Below are 17,576 nucleotides of genomic sequence, written 5' to 3'. Positions count from 1 at the left end.
CTTCTTTCGTTATAAAAATGTAAATCAATCACGTAAAGGAAAAAACGATGGAATTTTTATTTAATATTCTTTTCACTGTTGAAGCATTTGCTTTAATTCTGGTGCTGATTGTTCTGAAAAGCAGCATTAAGTTTGTGCCACAAAACCGCGCCTGGCTGGTGGAACGCTTTGGTAAATATCAATCCACCAAAGAAGCGGGCCTGAACTTTATTATCCCATTTATTGATCAGATTGCCGCTGACCGTAGCTTAAAAGAACAAGCCGTGGATGTGCCGAGCCAGTCTGCCATTACCCGCGATAACATCACGCTGACAGTTGATGGTGTGCTGTATTTCCGGGTGCTGGATCCATACAAAGCCAGCTACGGTGTTGATGATTATGTGTTCGCGGTAACACAATTGGCGCAAACCACCATGCGTTCTGAATTGGGTAAAATGGAACTGGATAAAACCTTTGAAGAGCGTAGCCAGTTAAATGCCTCGATCGTAAATTCCATTAACGAAGCGTCGGAGCCATGGGGTATTCAGGTACTGCGTTACGAAATTAAAGATATTGTGCCACCACGCTCTGTTATGGATGCGATGGAAGCACAAATGAAAGCCGAGCGGGTTAAACGTGCTCAGATTCTGGAGTCTGAAGGTGACCGTCAATCAGCGATTAACGTCGCGGAAGGTAAAAAACAAGCCCAGGTTCTGGCGGCAGAAGCCGACAAAGCTGAACAAATTCTGAATGCAGAAGGTGAAGCTCAGGCGATTATTGCAGTAGCAGATGCACAGGCAGAAGCGTTACGCAAAGTCGGTGAGGCGGCGAACACCGCTGAAGGTCAAAAAGCCATTCAGCTGGATCTGGCGACCAAAGCAATTGGTGCCAAAGAAGCAATTGCCCGTGAATCGTCCGTGGTGCTGCTGCCTGAAAACAACACCGATGCCAGCGCTCTGGTGGCTTCTTCGATGTCGATTATTAATTCTCTGAATAAACAGCAGAGCTGATTGATCAGAAATCAGGAGAAGAATGATGGAATTTTTCAGCAGTGATAATATGGCCGAAATCCTGATGGTGGTTGGTCTGGCTGCATTAATTATCGAAGTTGCGGTACTGGGCTTTGCCACATTTGTACTGCTGTTTCTGGGAGCCTCGCTGCTGATTACCGGCCTGGCGATGAATTTTGGCTTGCTCGACACCACCCTGGTCACCGCACTTTGGAGTAATGCATTACTAACCACTGTGCTAGCGCTTGGGTTATGGAAACCACTGCGCCGGATGCAGAATAATGTTGAAAGCAAAGAGGTAAATAGCGACTTCGCCACGGATACTTTTATTCTGGAAGTGGATGTCGATATTCAGGGCAATACCACACGCGCCTATTCTGGTGTGCAGTGGAAACTGAAAAGCCAGCAGCCAATTTCCGCAGGTACTCTGGTTAAAGTTGTTAAAACAGAAGTGGGTGTGATGTGGGTTGAAGCAGCCTGATATCACCGATATTTAAGCCACTAAAAAGCACAGCCCCGGCTGTGCTTTTTGGTTTATAGCTTTAAGGTTGATTGGAATGTTGACGATGAGTATAGGTCATCTGAGAAGTGGAGTGTGTCTGATAAAGTCATGCTGCTAGAATATAGAATTTATTCGGAGTTGTGTTTGATCCTATTGATGGTGGATTAAATATGGTTTCCTGCAGGTTGGATATAAACTTAAGATAATACTTCTATCACCTGCACCACTTGTCAGGTAAATCTTGCTGATATGATAAAAAATGGGTTTTAAAATATGGGTTGGGTTGTCGATAAGTCTTACATGATCATCGCATTTATTATTGTGTTGTTTAACGCTCTTTTAAATTATGCGTCTCCGGTAGTGGTCTCTTTGATGAATGATGTTGGTTGTGAGGAAGATTTATCTGTTTTCGTACTGATAGAGTTTTTTAGATTCTCTTGTTTTATTGTTTTTTATTATCTTGTTTTGAGGATTTTTCAAGCCAAAGGTATCTTGCGGAAGTTTGATTTAATTGGCTTGTTGTTTTTTATATATTTTATAGATTCTATTTTTTATCTTTTTACTCTGTTTATTATAGATAATTATCGTGACTACTTCGGAATGTGGGTTTTTGTTGTTTATCAATTTCATGTTTTGGTATGGATTTGGTTTCTGAATAGATATTTTTCTGGTAGCTTTTCGCCGTATAAAAACATGGCAATTATGCTAGCTTCTTTCGCAGTTGTTGATGCATTGAATATTCTTGTTTATAACTACTTTGATGGGCGTGCTTTTCTTTGCGGTTTAATATATTAAACCACTGAAACAATGAAGGCTATAAAGGAGATATGCCTGCGTGCCTACTGCAATCTGACCTTGTTGCCTTTCGAAAAACACAAATCACAACGAACATTAACCCTCTGAGATAATTAACTTCTCCGCCGCTGCTTTAATCCCTTTACGAATACGCTGATGAGTGCCACAACGGCAAATCACTGTCATTGCATTGTTAATGTCGTCATCTGAAGGTGTTGGATTTTGTGCCAGCAGTGCTGCGGCGGTCATAATCTGCCCCGATTGGCAATAACCACACTGGGGTACCTGATGTTCAATCCAGGCTTGTTGCAGCGGGTGGTTGTTGTTTTCGCTCAAGCCTTCAATGGTGGTGATGGATTTTCCCAGTACGCTGTTCACCGGCGTAATGCAGGATCGGGTAGGGTAGCCATCCACATGTACGGTACAAGCGCCACACATGCCAACACCACAACCAAATTTGGTACCGGTTAATTCCATATTTTCCCGTATAAACCACAGCAATGGTTTGTCATTGTTGTGGTTGGGGTTGTTGTTATCGGCTATTTCAATTATTTCGCCGTTAATGGTCACTGTTGTCATCATCAGGCTCCGTTTGAATAACCGTAATGTTTGATGGGGAGGCGGCGGATGCGTTCGCCGGTGGCATGGAAAATAGCATTGGTCAGTGCCGGAATTAACGCCGGAATAGCGGGCTCACCCACGCCACTGGGAGGCTCAGCACTGGCAATAATATGTACGTTAACCTGAGGCATATGACGGGTATATAAGGTCTGGTAATCGTAAAAATTATTCTGCTCAACCTGACCATTACTCAGGGTTAACTCTTCACTGAAGGTACCGCACAGGGCCCAGAAAATACCGCCTTCAAACTGCGCTTTAATGCTGTCGGGATTCACGGCGATACCACAGTCCACCACCGCAGTAACCTGGTGCACGGTGACTTTTTTCTGTTCATCCACCGACAGTTCAACCACCTGGGCGACACAGGTTTTATTGGAAAATGACAACGCGATTCCCTGATGGCGATCACTGGCCTGTTCACCCCAGCCTGCTTCTTGAGCGGCGCGATCCAGTACGGTTAATAACCGCTGATGGTCGAGCCCTTTTTGGTTGGCCAGCCAGTTCGATTGCTTCAGGGTATTCAGCAATAACTGACGGCGGTACTGGTAAGGATCAATACCGGCTAAGTGCGCCGCTTCATCCACCACAGACTCAGCATAAAACCCGGTGTAGGAATGCATCACGGCGCGGTGATTACCGGTCGGCACTGGTAGGTCTGCCAGTTCAACCGCCATATCAAAATCGTCGATGGCGTAGGGGAATGGGCCGGTGGCAATCAGGCTATCGGTCATACCGGAGGCGACCGTTCCTTTCGTCATGGAATCAATAGGCAAGTATTGGGTCCAGGGCATGGTCAGGGTCTGGAAGCGGCCAAAATAATTGGGGGCGGTAATCTGGCTGTGCCACCGTGTTGGGTAACCATCATCTGCCAGCCCGATCTGGAAACGAGCGACACTGGCCGGGCGATAAAAGCCATGCTTCATATCTTCTTCACGCGACCAAATCAATTTTACCGGCACCTGACTTTGCTGAGCTACGTAAACGGCGTAGGCAACATAATCAATTTCTAACCGTCGGCCAAAACCGCCACCTAAATACGGGGTATGAATGGTGATCTGTTGTCGTGATAGCCCGGTCAGAATTTCAGCGCATTTTTCGGCGGCGGAGGTGTTTTGTGTTGGCGCCCAGACATCACAATGGCTGTCACTGACCCGGGCTGTGGCGTTCATGGGTTCCAATGGTGCATGAGTCAGAAACGGCGTTTGGTATTCAACCGTTAGTGCTTTGGGGAAGTCCCGGGTATCTCCCTGAGGCATACGATCCAGCGTGCTGCGCATATTCGCATAAATATCATCACTGCTGAGCTGGGCGTATTGGCCGTCGTGCCACTGAATATCGATTAGTTGCAGTGCTTTTTGCGCGGTAAAGTAAGAATCTGCGACTACCGCAATACCAGCGGGCTGGAACTGATTGGTTAAATCTTTCGGAATGGCAATCACTTGCTCAACACCGGGTAAAGCCAGCGCTTTATCGGCATTGTAGGAAACGAGATCACCTTCCAGTGTTGGGCACAAACGAATCGACGCAATACGTGCATCCGGGACTTTTACATCAATACCGTAGCTGGCCTGACCAGCGGTTTTCAGTGGAATATCGAGCCGGGGTAATGACTGGCCGATCAGTTTGAAGTCTTGTGGCTGCTTCAGGGTTGGATTACGAGGTGGTGTTAACTGGCTGGCGTATTGGGCTAATTCACCATAACTGAGCTTTTTACCGGATGTGTGAACCACCCAGCCCCGGTCGGTATGGCAAGTATCAACACTGACCTGCCATTGGGCTGCGGCGGCTTCTGTCAGCATCTGACGTACGCTGACACCCAGCACCCGCATTGGCTCCCAGAAGGCCCAGACACTGCGGCTGGCAGCGGTCATTTGGGCAAACAGCATCGGATTATGAAACGCAGGGTGGTTGGTGGCAAACTCGGTACGAATCTGGCTCCAGTCGGCATCCAGTTCTTCCGCAACAATCATGGCCAGTCCGGTCTGCACTCCCTGACCCATCTCCACCGATGGCAGCTGATAGGTAATCACACCCTGCTCATCAATATGCAGCCAGGTGTTTGTTTCAGAATTATGTGATGTTTCGGAGTTATGCGGTGTTTGTGAGTTGCTGTCCGGATCTGTTATCGAAGACGACAAAGGCATCAGAGCCGAGGAGCAGGAAGCCAGCAAACCGCTGGAATACAGTACCGATACTTTCAGAAAGCTGCGGCGCGACAGATGTGACATAACAAGCTCAATTTATTTTTATGTGTTAACCAGCCCTAGCATACCTGAAGCAGGCGTTCAGGTATGTGGCTATCGGGGGATATAGTCATCAGGAATGTAATAATATAACGATTTAATAAAAATAATGTTAAATCCCCCTCCTGCTGCTCACGATAACGCTCGACTCTCTCCATTTTTGCGGAAACTGCATATTAATCCCTTAACAACTTGGTAGGCTCCGTCAGGATTTTCTAACTTCCTCCTTTATTTAAAAGGGACTTAATTATGAAGAAACAGTTAGTGGCATTGATGGCATTTTCGCTATCGGCCAATGTACTGGCAGTGGTCGAGCCAAAGCCTGCCACCAAAGCGACGATTGCGGCGAATAAACAAGTTCTGAAGCAGCTCCCTTTTAATGATAAAACCGATTTTGAAAATGCTCAGAAAGGTTTAATTGCAACACAAGATGTTGTAACCATTACCAACGCTGAGGGTGCGCCGGTCTGGGACCTGGAAAGCTATAAAAAATATATTTCATTAGATAAAGCTGCTCCCGACAGCGTTAACCCAAGTCTGTGGCGTAACGCTCAGCTGAACATGATTAATGGTTTGTTTGAAGTAACCGACGGCATTTATCAGGTGCGTGGTTATGACTTGTCCAATATTACCTTTGTAAAAGGTGATAAAGGCTGGATTGTTTTTGATCCGCTGATTTCTAAAGAAGCGGCTAAAGCGGCGCTGGATTTTATTAATAAAGAACTGGGCGAGCGTCCGGTTACCGGCGTTATTTACAGTCACAGCCATGTTGATCACTTTGGTGGTGTACGCGGCATTGTTGATGAAAAAGATGTACTGAGTGGCAAGGTGCCTGTGATTGCTTCCAGCGAATTTACCGAGCATGCGGTTTCAGAGAATGTGATTGCTGGGAACGCCATGAGTCGTCGTGCGATTTATATGTACGGTGCTGTCTTACCTCGTAATGAATTTGGTGGTGTTAACGGCGGTTTAGGTCAAACTACCTCGACTGGTGAAGCAACATTAATTGCCCCCACTGATTTTATCGAAAAAACGGGTGAAGAGCGCACCATCGATGGCGTAAAAATGGTTTTCCAATACACGCCAGGTACCGAAGCGCCAACCGAAATGAACACCTGGTTCCCGGAGAAAAAAGCATTGTGGATGGCAGAGAATACTACCAACACCATGCACAATATTCTGACTTTACGGGGTGCTCAGGTTCGTGATGCACTGAAGTGGTCATCGTACCTGAACGAAACCATCGAAACCTGGGGTGATGAAGTCGAAGTAAAATTCCAGAGCCACCACTGGCCGGTATGGGGTCAAGAAAAGATTGTTGATTACCTGAAAAAGCAACGTGATATTTATAAGTTTACCCACGACCAATCCGTGCGGTTAATGAACCAGGGTTACACCGGCGAAGAAATCTCTGAGATGATCACACTGCCGGAATCGCTGGAAAATAACTGGGCAACCCGCGGCTACTACGGCACTTTACGTCATAACAGCCGTGCCGTTTATCAGCGTTATATGGGGTGGTATACCGGTAACCCATCCGATCTGAACAACTTACCGCCAGCTGATGCTGCAGAAAAATACGTCGAGTATATGGGTGGTGAACGTACCGTACTGAAAAAAGCGAAAAAAGACTTTGAAAAAGGTAATTATCGCTGGACGGCAGAAGTTCTGAAGCATGTGGTTTTTGCTAACCCTGATTCAAATAAGGGTAAGGCATTGCTGGCAGACTCTTACGAGCAGCTGGGCTATCAGGCTGAATCTGGCCCATGGCGTTCGGTGTACCTGCAGGCAGCGTATGAACTGCGTAATGGCGTACCTCAGTCTGGTGGTGTTAATACTGCGTCACCGGATATTATTAAAAACATGCCACCACAAATGCTGTTTGATTATCTGTCGGTTCGTATCCTGCCGGAAAAAGCAGAAGGTAAAAATTTCACCATTAATATCGAGTTCACAGACCTGGAAGAGAAGTACACGTTGTCGATGGAAAACTCTGTGCTCAACTACACCACCAATGTTGTTAAAAAGGCTGACGTCTCTCTGAAAATGTCGAAAAAGACACTGGACGATGTGCAATTAGGCAAGGTAACACTGGATCAAGCGGCGAAAGACGGCACGCTTAAAATCAGTGGCGATAGTCAGGTGTTTAAAGACTTTATGGCGATGCTGGATACCTTTAAGTTCTGGTTCAATATTGTAACGCCATAGTATTTCAGGTTTTGCACCCATAATCCGGCTTTACGACCATGGTCGGATTATCCCTTTGCCGCTCAGTTAACTTCCCGTGACTGAGCGGTTTTTTTATTGTCAAAATAAATATGAATTAAGCATGACGTAATGTCTGTGATGGCAGTTCGTTGTATAACATCTGATATTCCCGGGCAAAACGACCCAACTCAACAAAGCCCCACTTTAACGCGATATCGACCACTCTTTGCTTTGACCCCGGCTCCGCTTGCAGCAGATCTTTGTGAGTACCATTAAGACGCATCAGGCGCAGATATTTTACCGGTGTCATGCCCAGTAATTCCTGAAAACCGTATTGCAGTGAACGCTCACTTAAGCCAGATAGCGCACACACTTCCGGAACGGTTAAAAATTTTTGCGGATTAGCTTCAATATATTCCAGGCTTTTACGTACACCCTTTAAGCGCTTGGATAAGGGTTTAATTTTTTCTGGACTTTCCAGCGTTGGTAACAGCGCATCAAAGATTAATTTAAAGGGCAGTTCGCTTAAATATTTCAGTACCGCTGGGTAGTTGAGGTAGTCCGGGTTTTGAGAGACCAAGTGCAGTACTTGTTTCGAACCATTTCGAAAGCAGGATATGGCCTGTGGTTTGGTTGCTAGCATACGGCTCATCAGCCACTCAGAAGGAACATCCTGAGCGGTGATCTGGGCATAATATTCTCGAAAATATTTGTGATTGAAAGCAGCGGAAACATAATGCAGATGATTGGAGAAAGTAACGTCCCACTCGCCACCAGTAGCCTGTAAAAAAGGTGTTTCAGGCAGATGAAAACCACAGAAATTTCCATCACTACCACTGGGCAATACAGCTGCATAGGGCACATAATGATTATCGGGAGTTGCCTGGATTCTGGCTCCTACATTGATACTCTCGCTGAATAGCTGAACACCTTCCAGATTTACTTCGGAATAACAGCCACGAAAGTTACCAGAGCTGACTTGTGTGTACTGACGATTTTTACCACTCTGGAATTCAGACAAGCGACATGGATCAGCTGTTTGAATTGAGCGGATTCTGCGCTGAACCGGAAAGTCACAATCGTCCATGGAAGTACCTTTACAATAAACGCATGGTCATTAATGAGTAAATGCGTATTTTGCATAGTAATTGCTGGCTTTACCAGTTATAGAGAGGCCTATCAGGAGTTGGAACTGCATTGTTTAACATGTTTTACATTATCGGCTGAGGATAGGTCGTAGTTAAGAGCAGTAATTAAAAAACAGCAGTAAAAAAGAACGGTAAGAAAAGACAGTAAAAAGCCGCTGACTGTTTTCACTCTGGTAATGTCAGAAGTGACTTCTCAATCAGCGGCTGATTTAAACGGCTGTGGCTGGTTTTAGAAGCGTGTGCTTAAGCCGATTTAGCCGCCGCTTTTTCTGCACGCATAGTTTTAACCAAACCATTCGCCTGTTTACAGGCTAAACCATATACCGACAACTGCGGGTTGGCACCAATACTGGTTGGGAAGGTTGAACCATCAAATACCCAGAGGTTATCCAGATAATGGTATTTACCTTCGGAGTTCACCACACAGGTCTCAAGATCTTCGCCCATGCACAAGCCACCCATCACGTGAGCGGAGCCTGCGGTAAAGGCATTGGCGCGGAACTCCAGTGTTGGAATATGTTGCTGTGCTTCTTCCAGGCTTGTGTACCAGCGGGAATCCAGGTGTGATACCCGAACAGCTTTAGCGCCAGCGGCAAATTCAAGTTCGGCCATTTTTAAAAATGCACGCTGAAAACCTTCCCACAGGTATTCATTCATTTCGTAATTAATAATGGGTGAACCGTCGGACGATAATTCAATCTCACCACCGCTGCTTTCCGGATTAAAACCATCACGCATCAGTGCCATCATCGAGTGTGTATTGGGCAGATCCTGTAGCGCTTCAAAGTGTTCGCCGCCATGGCCCAGCATTAATACCGCAGCAAGACCTGGCTGCAAAGGCGGTACTTCCAGCTTATAACCAACCGGGCCATCGACACTTTTCCATTGGTATTCATCGGAATAGATCGTCTGTGGCGCGCCATAATACGGATCGATGGTTTTATCGAATTTGGCAAAGTTAAACGCAACCGGATGCAGGAATGTACGTTTGCCGACGCGTTTTTTCGGGTCTGGCACCTTGGAGCGCAGTAATAATGCCGGGCCATTAATACCGCCACAGGCCATAACTACGTGCGGCGCACGGGCAACCAGCTTGGAGCCGGTTGGGTTTTTATCCGCGCCTAAGGCCGTAATTTCAACACCAGCCACCTTATTGCCTTCCAGCAGAAGTTTTTCCGCACGCGCTGAGTACACCAGTTCTGACTGATGCTTTAAAGCACCGGGAATGGTGGTAACCAACATGGATTGCTTGGCATTGGTCGGACAGCCAGTGCCGCAATAACCCAGGTTCCAGCAGCTGGACACATTACGCGGAATGCTCTTCCATTCGATGCCCACTTTTTCCGCACCGTCACGTAATACAGCGTTGTTAGCATTCGGTGGCACCGGCCAGTGATGAATGTTCAGGCGCTCTTCCATACGCTCAAACCAGGGCGTCATGTCTTCCGGAGCGAAGCCCTTAACACCGTAGTTTTCTCCCCAAAAGGTCAGGGTCTCTGCGGGTGTGCGGAATGAGGAAGTCCAGTTAATAGCGGTTGATCCACCAACACAGCGACCTTGTAGTACCGACATCGCGCCGTTTTTGGTCATACGGCCAGCGCTTTCCTGATACATGTCTCGGTAGGCTTCACGTTCATCCATCTTAAAGTCGTTGGTGGTGCGTAATGGGCCTTCTTCGAGCATTAATACCCGGAAACCAGCTTCGGCCAGCACTTCGGCGCTGGTGCCGCCACCGGCACCGGTACCAATAATAATGACATCGGCATCTAACAGAGTGCCATCGGCCAAATCGGCGGCATCGTGCACTTTCCAGCCATCGGCAATACCTTCCAGCATTGGGTCATTAATACCTGCAACAACCGGAATCGGAGGGGTTCTGTTACTCATGGTGTTTCTCTCTCAAATACGGTTGTTGTTCAGGATACGGGCGTTGGAATTTTTTTAGGTAGCCCTGGGTAGCCGCTGAGGGCAAAGGTCTCTGGTTGGGAATACCAGCAGATGGATAAAATTTTGCACAGAGAGGCGTAGCCCATGTTCTTAATGCCCATCATGCTGTTGCGCCAGCTGACCAGAAAGCTTTCGACATCTTCAGCACTGGCGTCTGGCCAGCTGGCAAAAGGCGCACCAACAGCCAATCGTAAAGGCGCAGAGCTCATCAGGGTGAAAAGCTGTGACAGCTGGGTTTTGGAATGCTCACCCAGTGTATTAATCAAGGCATCAACTGCCTTCACCAAACGCTCTCCAGCGTCTTCCGGGCTCAGGCTGGCCGGGTAACTTTTATTCAGTACCACCGGCGCAATGGCTTCGATAAAGTCAGCATCGTCTTTGGTTAAAAAGGTTAATCCGAGGCTGTTATCCGGTTGGCGTGCGCAGCCCGTCATCAGGGTGGTACTGGCGCCAACTGAGATGGCCGCTGCGCTGCTGGCGCTGAGCTTCATAAAGCTCCGACGTGAAACTTCTGTATTCATTATTATTTTCTCTGACTGACTGCGTCACTGTTATTTTTATTGCGAGTTGCTTATGCCTTGCATTATTAGAGTTGTTGCTCTAAAACGTCAATAGGCAGGTCGCCGATCGTAACAATTTCCAACGATTTTCGTTAAAATTGGCACGATTTACCCGCCTGATGGCCTATGATGTCAGGGTTCAGTTACGAGAAATAAGCACACAATGAAAACCAAACAGCGAATTCTGGAAGCGGCTCTGACACTCTTTAACGAGCAAGGCGAGCGTGCCGTTACCACCAACCATATTGCCGCGTATCTGAATATCTCACCGGGTAATCTCTACTACCACTTCAAAAACAAGCAGGAAATTATCTATCAGCTGTTTCTTGAATATGAGGCTCAGGTGCTGGAAAACCTGCACGTTCCTGAAGACCGTGAACTAACCGCGATGGATAAAGTGAACTACCTGAAGAAGTCTTTTAACGGGCTGTGGAACTGCCGCTTTCTGCATCGGGATATGGAGCATTTACTGAGCTCGAATGAAGCGTTACGCCTGCGTTATCAGGAGTTTTTTAAAGTCTGTCTGGTGCAGGTTGGTAAGGTTTATCGCGGGCTACGGGAGGTTGGTATGATCGCCCTCAGTGATGAAGAGCTGGAGTCATTGGCATTGAATACCTGGATTGTCGTGACTTCCTGGTTTTCATTTTTGCGCTGTAATTTATTAATTCAGAGTCAGGATGATATTTCCCATGAAATGTTGCTGGCAGGCATTCATCAGGTGTTTACCCTGGAGCGCCCGTATTTAACCGATGAATATCGTGAGCAGGTAATTGCGCTGCAACACGCTGAATCCCCCAAGCCGGATTGGTTGGGGTGATTCAATCTTACTTTCTAAGCAGCAACAAACGCGTACAGGGCGTAGCCAATAAGAATCAGCAGGGTAATCCAGCTAACCAGCGTGCCGTAATAACGACCCGGGTGGGTGCGGCCGCCGGACAGAGTAAAGCCATAGGCGTGCGCGCCACGGCTGGCTAAAAAGCCAATGCCACACAGGTGTAATAACCACGCCGGAGCACCATTCAATTCCGCAACCAGCAGCAGTAACAAGGTTGGCAGCGCCACTTCCAGTGCATTGGCCTGAGCACGCATTGCAACACTGATGCTGCGCTCACCGCCGTCGAGCAAGCCAACGTTGAGCTTATGGCGTTGCTGCACCACTTTATACGCCAGCGTCAGTAACAGCAGCGCTGTCAGGGCGATATACAAACCGCTGATGGGAATCATAAAACTATCCTTTTGTTATTTTTGAACATTTTGTTATTTCTGAATCATGGGTGTTTGTTTAGGCTGCCGGGCCAAAACGCTGTTCCAGATATTGAATGATCTGGCCGGATTCGTACATCCAGACGTCGTCTTTACCCTCTTCGGAAATACGCAGACAAGGCACCTGAATTTTGCCGCCTTGTTGCTCCAGATCTTTACGCGCCTGATTGTTGCCGGAGGCATTGCGGGTTTCGATTTTTAACCCCAGCTTATGCATGGCACGGCGGGTTTTAATACAGAACGGGCAAACCGTAAATTGATACAGCGCCAGCTTTTTTAATTCGGCATCCACTTGTGCCTGTTCTTGTGGCGAGCGTTTCAGGCTTTTGCCACGGGTGGCTAAATCTACCGCCGCAAAGGTGTAACCCAGCAGATTGCGAACAACTTTAACTAACATAATCAACCACTTCTGATAACTGCATAAAATAATCCGTGCGTATTGTACGCACAGAATTTCTGAAAAGAAGGGGTTTGACCCGGTCGTGTCTGGTTAGTTCTTAATGAAACGCGGCGGAATACAGAGTTTCTTCATTACCCCGGGGTTGCACCACAAAGCGATACCAAACCTGCTTGCCCTGAAATACCGGGTTATACCAGTAAGCACGATAGTGGGCGTGTCCATCCTGATCATCCATTCGCTGCACGGAAACATCATAGCCCTGGTCATTGACTGCGCGGTTCTGGTGAATCAATGGTTGCCAGTGGATTTTGTCCCGGCTGATTTCAATGCTGAGCAAGGGTTGGTGCAGGTGAATATGGCTGGCGCCGACGTCTTGCCAGTCAAAAGCCCAGAAGCCTTCCTGATTGACGGCTGGCAGCTGGTATTCCGGTGTGGATAACACTTGCCGTACACTGATGTCAGCCAGCGGTTGTGGTTCAACAAAGGTTCGCACCGGTAACCGGAACTGCCACTGCGCAGGCAGCTCCATCACCTTGTTCCGGGTTAATAAATCCGTTGTTAATGCGCCCAGATGCTGACTAACGTACGGCTGCGAATAACGGCCATAAATGGTGTGGCCACCTTCGTAATACTGCACGTCATATTCTTCCGGCGTGGTGATATAACCGGTGTAACCATTGGCCAGGCTGGTGACCATCACTTCCGGCGCAGTTAATCCCTGTTGCTGATAACTGTTTTCGACCGCAGCCTGAATACGGAAGCCGGTTTCGGCGGTTAATTCAAACGGCAGCGGCACAATGGCCAAATCCCCAATTTCAATCAGCTGAAATAAAATATCGCGTGGGAAGCTGTCTTTTGGCTCCAGCCAGGGCTGAATCCAGGCACCTCCGACAATTAAACGATTGCCGTGGCAGCCTTCGGTATTAAACCAGCGACTGCTGCCTTGTTTAAAAAACGGCAGCCAGGCCAGCAGGGGCGATTCATGCTCATAAGGGCCAGCGGTTAAAGTAGTACCTAACGCGCCTTCATCGCAGATTGTGGTGTTATTAATCACCGGATTATCACGAATATCCACATGGCGGCTGGCAATACGAACAGGGCTGTTGCTGCTGAGAGAAGATTCCAGTTGCTGAAATAACTGCCAACCTTCTTTGGCTAACGCCGAGCCGACATTTTTAGACCAGATATAACCGGATTGATCGAGCGGCATCGCCGGAGCAATATCACCATGGGTGCCTTCAAAACCACCCACAATCACCGGTGTCGATGTTGAGTAATGCTGTTCGATCTGATGTTGTAAGTCGCCCTGAAAATACGACCATAAATCGCCGTTAAACATCGGGTCCCAACGGGGGATTGAAGTGCCGTGAATGGCAAAACTCATAAATACTCCCATCGGCTGATAACTGCCATCCTCGGTTAAACCATCCAACCGCACCATATACATATAGGGGTTAATTTCATGAAAAACGGCGGCGTTGGTTTGTTCAACGTGTGGGTGATTCTTATTGTTGCTGTAGGGCTCAAGCGAACGATTACGGGTTAACCCCCACACCGCTTTTTTACCACTGGCAATTTTGGCCGGAACTTGTTGATCATAAGCGTCGAGTACAGCCTCAGCTAATTGTTGAGCTAAAAACTCAAAAAATACCGGATCAAAACCACTCTTATGCGAAGCGTGTTTGTTATACAGCTCCGAGCCTAAATATTGCCCCGGGCTGGAATGGGTATGCGTCGCCGTAATGGTCATATTACCCGCGTGTAAGCCGGTTTTTTTATTCACCAGCTCTGCCACCCGGGCTAATAAAATCCGGGAGCCAGCCATTAAATCAGTCTGAATTAATGCATAGGGCTGGCCATTATTGCCCTGCATATAATAGGCGCGGGCGTATAAGCGGGTGCGGAACCCCTCGCCGGTGGTTGACCATAACGCATAGCCAGCGCGTGGAATACCCGGCGGAGGGGTGATATCACGGATGCCCACTCCGGCAATAAAATGCTCACTCTTTGCTTTTATGGAATCTTGTGGCTGTGCATAGCTGAATAATTGTTTCTGGCTGCAGCCAAGCAGCAATAACAGCACAGAAAAAAGAAGGGCAGGTCGTAGTATTTTTATTATTGGCATGAGAATCCTTGTGTATAACCGCCTTTTTAAAAGGGACTATTGTGAAGCACACAAGGACGTTATGTCAGGTGAATTCCTGACACGATTACAAGGTGATAACCCGAATCGCCAGCGCAATAAAAATAACGCCACTGATCTGATTAATACGTTTTGAATGGCGCGCCAGCACATCGGCCAACCCCATCCGGCTTAACGTCAGCGCCACCAAAATATACCAGCTGGCATCAATCAGGGTAACGGTTGAAACCATAATCAGCTGATCCGTCAGTGTGTGCTCACTGGAGATAAACTGTGAAAACAGGGCCAGAAAAAACATCGCCAGCTTGGGATTAAGTAATGAAATCATCAGGCCGTCACGCGCTGCCTGACGATAGGCTCGTGCGCCCTGGGTCAGAGGTTTTAACGCATTGTTGCCAGCTGTAAGTGCTTTAACACCCAGCCAGGCTAAGTAGGCTGCACCGGCATAGGTTAACAGTGCAAAAGTCAGTGGTGACTCACTGACCAATACGCCCAGGCCAACAATGGTCAGCACCGCCCATAGAGCAACGCCCAGTGCATGGCTGATGCCAGCAATCATGCCGTGGGTGGCATCGTTATGGATGCTTTGTTTCAGAACAACGGCAAGGCTGGGGCCGGGAGATAACGCTCCCAGCACACATACCGCGACCAGAGAAAACCAGTTGGTTAAAGTCATATCGTTAGGCGTTATGAATAAAGAAAACAAGTCCATAGTGTAAAAGTTGGCTGCTGGTTGCGGAAATCAAAGCTTTGGATGCCAGCTATGAGTTTTTTGCATACAGAGGTTTTGCATACATAAGTTTTGCACCCCTCTATGCTTTAACGGCAAAGAGAATAACGACATAGTGTTCATTGGCTCCAAACCGTAAAATACCAGTTTGATCAGCAGGTTGGCAGTGCGACCATGAGTCATACATTACAGGCACGGGAATTTTATCGCCGTGGCCCGGATCATCGTGAGCTTCTGGGTGGGGTGATTCCTGATTTTCTTACCATCCGCCAGTTGTTTGGTTTTCGCTCGGTGGATATCGGGCGCTGGGTGAATCAGGCCGAGCAGGAAAAAGCCGCCGGTCTGTTTTTTGATGCCCTATGCGACCTTAGCCAGATTCTGATGACGCAGCCTTATCCAACGCCAAAAACCTTAAAAATCCGGCGCGAATTGATTTCATTACGGGCAACGTTAGGTCTGCAATATGGTACCGGTGGTCGCCCGGGAGTATCAGCTCATTATTCGCCGTTGCAGCGTAATTTTGCGCTGGCAAAAAACGCCGGGCCGGGCAGCATTGCGCACGAATGGTTTCACGCCTTTGATCATTATATTGCCAGTAAATTATTTGAGCAGGATATGCTCAGCCCGGATCGGATGTTTGCTTCTGTGTTGTGGGTTAATGACGCGGATATGATTGATCACCCGCTGAATCAGTTATTAGCCGATTGTTATCAAGCTATTTTACTCAGTGAAGACGGTGATGAGCCGTCTGAATTGTGTCGGGCTTCGGTAGCGATGGATAAAAAACAACGCAGTTTTTATTACAGCCAGCCGGAAGAAATCTGCGCCCGGGCGTTTGAGGCTTTTATTCAGGATGCCTCCATCAAAAATCATTTTCTGGTGAAAGGCAGTAAAGAATCGACGGAAGCAAAAGCCGGTTTATATCCACAAGGGCAGCATCGTCAGCAAATTAACCAGGCATTTAGCCGTTATTTTTCTCAGCTGTGTTTGGCGTTGGTTTAGGTTCTATTCACCGGCCGGCCGTGCACACTATTCAGATCTTAGCTGCTGCGACGCCAACGAATTCGAAACCGAATACATCGAGCGGCTCATCTCATCGCCAATACATTCCCGTAACCAGGCGTGGGCCGGGTCTTTATCGTGTAATTCATGCCAGCATAAATGGTAGTGATTTTCAGGTACCGGCAGGGACAGTGGGCGGTAGGTCAGTGGATGTTGTTTCATCACGGCATGGGCGATGTGTTCCGGCAGTATCATCAGGCATTCACTGTTTGCCACCACTTCAAAAGCGGCTGAAAAAAACGGCACTTCAAATAAAACCCGGCGGCTTAAGCCCTGTTGCTCTAATGATTTATCGAGAAACGAATCTTTATCACCACCGCTGTTTAAGCGCACAAACGGGTAATCGGCCAGTTGGGGTAATGCCAGTGCTTCGGAGTTGATGAGAGGGTGCTGGGCGGTCATCAGGCAGACCGGATTATCCTGGCCGAGGTAAATCGAATGCAGCCCTTCTGGTAAAACCGACAGGGTGGTGGATACCATATCCAGCGGTAAATGACCGAGCTGGGTGATCTGCTCCGGCTTCCACACTTCATAAATCAGATCAATCCCGGGCGCTTCGCGCTGTAAGCGCTGAATCACCGCCGGGAAAATATATTGGGCCACGTAATCAGTACAAGCAAAGCGAAACCGGCGCTGGCAGGTGGCCGGATGAAAGGTCTCTTGTTTGAGGTTATCCACATCGGCCAGAATCGCCTGAACTTTGGGCAGTAACTGCTTGGCTTTGGCACTGAGCAAATAGTCGTTTTGCTCACGCACCAGCAGTGGGTCTGAGAAATAATCACGCAGCTGGCTTAGCTGGCGACTCATCGCAGATTGGGTCAGATGTAATTGGTGAGCGGCCTGGGTGACATTACGGGCTTCCAGTAATACCACAAGGGCGCGCAACAGATTGAGATTGAGACGTTCCAATAGCAGGCCTTTTGATTGAGTAGCCGCTGAATTGTAGCGTAAAACTCAGGCGCTCA

16 protein-coding genes are annotated in these 17,576 nt (G+C 47.9%); 6 read left to right on the top strand and 10 right to left on the bottom strand.

The annotated features are described in order from the left end of the window. Positions 1-47: 47 nt before the first annotated feature. From ACO05E_RS06170 to ACO05E_RS06160, 3 genes are all read left to right on the top strand, one after another. Positions 48-989 (top strand): SPFH domain-containing protein, encoded by a 942-nt coding sequence (locus ACO05E_RS06170; RefSeq protein WP_419812110.1) that lies wholly within the window; start codon positions 48-50, stop codon positions 987-989. A gap of 22 nt (positions 990-1,011) precedes the next feature. Beyond that, positions 1,012-1,470 (top strand): NfeD family protein, encoded by a 459-nt coding sequence (locus ACO05E_RS06165; RefSeq protein WP_419812109.1) that lies wholly within the window; start codon positions 1,012-1,014, stop codon positions 1,468-1,470. Between the two features lie 294 nt (positions 1,471-1,764). Continuing rightward, positions 1,765-2,286, top strand: a complete 522-nt coding sequence (locus tag ACO05E_RS06160) for a hypothetical protein (RefSeq protein ID WP_419812108.1) — start codon at positions 1,765-1,767, stop codon at positions 2,284-2,286. A 96-nt stretch (positions 2,287-2,382) separates the two neighbouring features. On the opposite strand, the gene ACO05E_RS06155 is transcribed toward ACO05E_RS06160, so the two are convergent. Together ACO05E_RS06155 and ACO05E_RS06150 are read right to left on the bottom strand one after the other, a co-directional pair. Further along, the gene (locus ACO05E_RS06155; RefSeq protein WP_419813664.1) at positions 2,383-2,865 is read right to left on the bottom strand and encodes a (2Fe-2S)-binding protein; all 483 of its coding nucleotides are present in this window, start codon (positions 2,863-2,865) and stop codon (positions 2,383-2,385) included. A 2-nt stretch (positions 2,866-2,867) separates the two neighbouring features. Continuing rightward, entirely contained in the window at positions 2,868-5,135 is a 2,268-nt protein-coding gene (locus ACO05E_RS06150) for a molybdopterin cofactor-binding domain-containing protein (protein ID WP_419812107.1), read from the bottom strand. A gap of 264 nt (positions 5,136-5,399) precedes the next feature. On the opposite strand from ACO05E_RS06150, the gene ACO05E_RS06145 reads away from it, so the two are divergent. Continuing rightward, positions 5,400-7,358 carry an alkyl/aryl-sulfatase gene (locus tag ACO05E_RS06145; RefSeq protein WP_419812106.1) on the top strand — a complete coding sequence of 653 codons (1,959 nt, stop codon included), beginning with the start codon at positions 5,400-5,402 and terminating at the stop codon, positions 7,356-7,358. 115 nt (positions 7,359-7,473) lie between these two features. Here ACO05E_RS06145 and ACO05E_RS06140 read toward each other — a convergent pair whose 3' ends face one another. The 3 genes from ACO05E_RS06140 to ACO05E_RS06130 all read right to left on the bottom strand — a co-directional run bounded on the left by ACO05E_RS06140 (position 7,474) and on the right by ACO05E_RS06130 (position 10,974). Then, positions 7,474-8,445, bottom strand: a complete 972-nt coding sequence (locus ACO05E_RS06140; RefSeq protein ID WP_419812105.1) for a helix-turn-helix domain-containing protein — start codon at positions 8,443-8,445, stop codon at positions 7,474-7,476. A 304-nt stretch (positions 8,446-8,749) separates the two neighbouring features. Then, entirely contained in the window at positions 8,750-10,393 is a 1,644-nt protein-coding gene (locus tag ACO05E_RS06135) for a GMC family oxidoreductase N-terminal domain-containing protein (RefSeq protein ID WP_419812104.1), read from the bottom strand. Between the two features lie 29 nt (positions 10,394-10,422). Next, a complete protein-coding gene (locus tag ACO05E_RS06130) occupies positions 10,423-10,974 on the bottom strand; it encodes a twin-arginine translocation signal domain-containing protein (RefSeq protein ID WP_419812103.1) in 552 nt (183 codons plus the stop codon). A 202-nt stretch (positions 10,975-11,176) separates the two neighbouring features. Here ACO05E_RS06130 and ACO05E_RS06125 point away from each other — a divergent pair, with 202 nt between their 5' ends. Next, the gene (locus tag ACO05E_RS06125) at positions 11,177-11,830 is read left to right on the top strand and encodes a TetR/AcrR family transcriptional regulator (RefSeq protein ID WP_419812102.1); all 654 of its coding nucleotides are present in this window, start codon (positions 11,177-11,179) and stop codon (positions 11,828-11,830) included. A gap of 14 nt (positions 11,831-11,844) precedes the next feature. Here ACO05E_RS06125 and ACO05E_RS06120 read toward each other — a convergent pair whose 3' ends face one another. The 4 genes from ACO05E_RS06120 to ACO05E_RS06105 all read right to left on the bottom strand — a co-directional run bounded on the left by ACO05E_RS06120 (position 11,845) and on the right by ACO05E_RS06105 (position 15,495). Next, positions 11,845-12,237: an MAPEG family protein gene (locus tag ACO05E_RS06120; protein WP_419812101.1), complete on the bottom strand. Its 393-nt coding sequence runs from the start codon at positions 12,235-12,237 to the stop codon at positions 11,845-11,847. Positions 12,238-12,295: 58 nt separating this feature from the next. After that, positions 12,296-12,673 (bottom strand): glutaredoxin family protein, encoded by a 378-nt coding sequence (locus ACO05E_RS06115; RefSeq protein WP_419812100.1) that lies wholly within the window; start codon positions 12,671-12,673, stop codon positions 12,296-12,298. 100 nt (positions 12,674-12,773) lie between these two features. Next, positions 12,774-14,801: a neutral/alkaline non-lysosomal ceramidase N-terminal domain-containing protein gene (locus ACO05E_RS06110; RefSeq protein ID WP_419812099.1), complete on the bottom strand. Its 2,028-nt coding sequence runs from the start codon at positions 14,799-14,801 to the stop codon at positions 12,774-12,776. 85 nt (positions 14,802-14,886) lie between these two features. After that, positions 14,887-15,495, bottom strand: a complete 609-nt coding sequence (locus tag ACO05E_RS06105) for a LysE family translocator (protein WP_419812098.1) — start codon at positions 15,493-15,495, stop codon at positions 14,887-14,889. Between the two features lie 228 nt (positions 15,496-15,723). On the opposite strand from ACO05E_RS06105, the gene ACO05E_RS06100 reads away from it, so the two are divergent. Beyond that, on the top strand, positions 15,724-16,551 hold the full coding sequence (locus ACO05E_RS06100) for a CLCA_X family protein (RefSeq protein ID WP_419812097.1): 828 nt from the start codon (positions 15,724-15,726) through the stop codon (positions 16,549-16,551). Between the two features lie 27 nt (positions 16,552-16,578). Here ACO05E_RS06100 and ACO05E_RS06095 read toward each other — a convergent pair whose 3' ends face one another. Beyond that, complete coding sequence (locus tag ACO05E_RS06095) at positions 16,579-17,520, bottom strand: LysR family transcriptional regulator (RefSeq protein WP_419812096.1); 942 nt, start codon at positions 17,518-17,520, stop codon at positions 16,579-16,581. Positions 17,521-17,576: the final 56 nt, after the last annotated feature.

The sequence above is a fragment of the Bacterioplanoides sp. genome, assembly GCF_965226395.1.
Classification (GTDB): Bacteria; Pseudomonadota; Gammaproteobacteria; order Pseudomonadales; family Oceanobacteraceae; genus Bacterioplanoides.
The sequence above is the reverse complement of the archived record's forward strand: the minus strand, read 5'-3'. Positions and strand labels throughout refer to the sequence as shown.

Coding starts and splice junctions, on each gene's coding strand:
- ACO05E_RS06170 (WP_419812110.1), top strand. CDS start 48: ATGGAATTTTTATTTAATATTCTTTTCACTGTTGAAGCATTTGCTTTA.
- ACO05E_RS06165 (WP_419812109.1), top strand. CDS start 1,012: ATGATGGAATTTTTCAGCAGTGATAATATGGCCGAAATCCTGATGGTG.
- ACO05E_RS06160 (WP_419812108.1), top strand. CDS start 1,765: ATGGGTTGGGTTGTCGATAAGTCTTACATGATCATCGCATTTATTATT.
- ACO05E_RS06155 (WP_419813664.1), bottom strand. CDS start 2,865: ATGACAACAGTGACCATTAACGGCGAAATAATTGAAATAGCCGATAAC.
- ACO05E_RS06150 (WP_419812107.1), bottom strand. CDS start 5,135: ATGTCACATCTGTCGCGCCGCAGCTTTCTGAAAGTATCGGTACTGTAT.
- ACO05E_RS06145 (WP_419812106.1), top strand. CDS start 5,400: ATGAAGAAACAGTTAGTGGCATTGATGGCATTTTCGCTATCGGCCAAT.
- ACO05E_RS06140 (WP_419812105.1), bottom strand. CDS start 8,445: ATGGACGATTGTGACTTTCCGGTTCAGCGCAGAATCCGCTCAATTCAA.
- ACO05E_RS06135 (WP_419812104.1), bottom strand. CDS start 10,393: ATGAGTAACAGAACCCCTCCGATTCCGGTTGTTGCAGGTATTAATGAC.
- ACO05E_RS06130 (WP_419812103.1), bottom strand. CDS start 10,974: ATGAATACAGAAGTTTCACGTCGGAGCTTTATGAAGCTCAGCGCCAGC.
- ACO05E_RS06125 (WP_419812102.1), top strand. CDS start 11,177: ATGAAAACCAAACAGCGAATTCTGGAAGCGGCTCTGACACTCTTTAAC.
- ACO05E_RS06120 (WP_419812101.1), bottom strand. CDS start 12,237: ATGATTCCCATCAGCGGTTTGTATATCGCCCTGACAGCGCTGCTGTTA.
- ACO05E_RS06115 (WP_419812100.1), bottom strand. CDS start 12,673: ATGTTAGTTAAAGTTGTTCGCAATCTGCTGGGTTACACCTTTGCGGCG.
- ACO05E_RS06110 (WP_419812099.1), bottom strand. CDS start 14,801: ATGCCAATAATAAAAATACTACGACCTGCCCTTCTTTTTTCTGTGCTG.
- ACO05E_RS06105 (WP_419812098.1), bottom strand. CDS start 15,495: ATGACTTTAACCAACTGGTTTTCTCTGGTCGCGGTATGTGTGCTGGGA.
- ACO05E_RS06100 (WP_419812097.1), top strand. CDS start 15,724: ATGAGTCATACATTACAGGCACGGGAATTTTATCGCCGTGGCCCGGAT.